We start from the raw sequence: 1,360 nt of genomic DNA, 5'->3' as shown, positions 1-1,360 counted from the left end.
CCCGCGCCACATCAGCCGAGGCGCGCAAGGCGTCCCGCAGGTTCCGCCGCAGGTCGCGCCGCTCCAGCAGCCACTCGACCGCATCCAGCCCGGCGTTGATCGCCGCCGGGTCGCGCAAGGGGCGTGAGATGCGCTCGGCCAGCGCCCGCGCCCCGCCCGAGGTCACGGTGCGGTCGATGGCGTGCAACAGGGAGCCGTCGCGCTCGCCCCGTTGGGTGCGGTCGATTTCGAGGCTGAGACGGGTCGCGGGATCGATGGCGAGGAAGCCGCTCTCGCCCGAACGGCGCGGCGGGGTCAGGGCGGGGATCTTCCCCGCCTGCGTCGTCTCCAGATAGGCGGCGATCAGGCCCAGCGCCGAAATTTCCGCCTCTTCAAAGGCGCCGAAACCGTCCAGCGCCGAGACGCCGTAAAGCCGCTGCACCCGGTCCTTGGCCCCGACCGGCTCGGCCAGGGCCTGAGGCATGGCCTGAACCACGCCGCCGGAACCGTCCAGCGCGCCCTTCATCGTCTCGTCCGAGAACAGGCGGTCGGGGACCAGCACCTCCGACGGACGGAACGCCGCCAGCGCCGCGCCCAGATCGTTGAGGTCGCAGGCGACCGAATCCACCACGCCCGCCGACAGTTCGACCACCGCCACGGCGGCCCTTCCTTTACGGATCGCCACGGCCGCCAGCCGGTTGGCCCCGCGCGCGTCCAGCAGCGTGTCCTCGGTCAGGGTGCCGGGCGTCACCACTCGCACGATGTCGCGGTGGACCACGGCCTTGGAGCCGCGCTTCTTGGCCTCGGCCGGGTCTTCCAGCTGTTCGCAGACGGCGACCTTGAAGCCCTGTCGGATCAGCCGCGCCAGATAGCCGTCCATGGCGTGGACCGGCACCCCGGCCATGGGGATGTCCTCGCCCTGATGCTTGCCGCGTTTGGTCAGGGCGATGCCCAGCGCCGCCGCCGCCTTCTGCGCGTCCTCGAAAAACAGCTCGTAGAAGTCGCCCATGCGGAAAAACAGCATGGCTTCGGGCTGGGCAGCCTTGACCGACAGATACTGCGCCATGACCGGCGTGGTTCCGGCGTCCGGCTTGAGATCGGTTTTGGGCGGGTGGGAAAGCGGCGCGTTCATCTGGCGCGCAAGGTGGCGGATCGGGGCGGCCGCCTCAAGCGCGGGCGGCGTCGCTCATACACAGGCGCGCGGTTTCAGGCGCCCGGCCTGTGGGCGATTCTGGGGATAGGTCGGAAAATCAGGCCGCGCTGACCAGCCGCAGACGCGGACGCGAGGCCAGGGCGGCGGGCGTCTCGTCGAGCGCCAGGGCGTCCCAGTCGATATCGGGGCGCGGCGCGTGGGAGGCGGCGATGATGGCGCGCAGTTCGG

General features: G+C 71.1%; 1 pseudogene. It reads right to left on the bottom strand.

The features are described from left to right. Positions 1-1,111: pseudogene (locus RT567_RS16895) on the bottom strand (DNA mismatch repair protein MutS); the annotation flags it as partial. Positions 1,112-1,360 lie beyond the last annotated feature (249 nt).

The sequence above is a fragment of the Brevundimonas sp. genome (assembly GCF_032107865.1).
Taxonomy (GTDB): Bacteria; Pseudomonadota; Alphaproteobacteria; order Caulobacterales; family Caulobacteraceae; genus Brevundimonas.
Note: the sequence above shows the minus strand (reverse complement) of the source record. Positions and strands in the feature narration are given on the sequence as shown.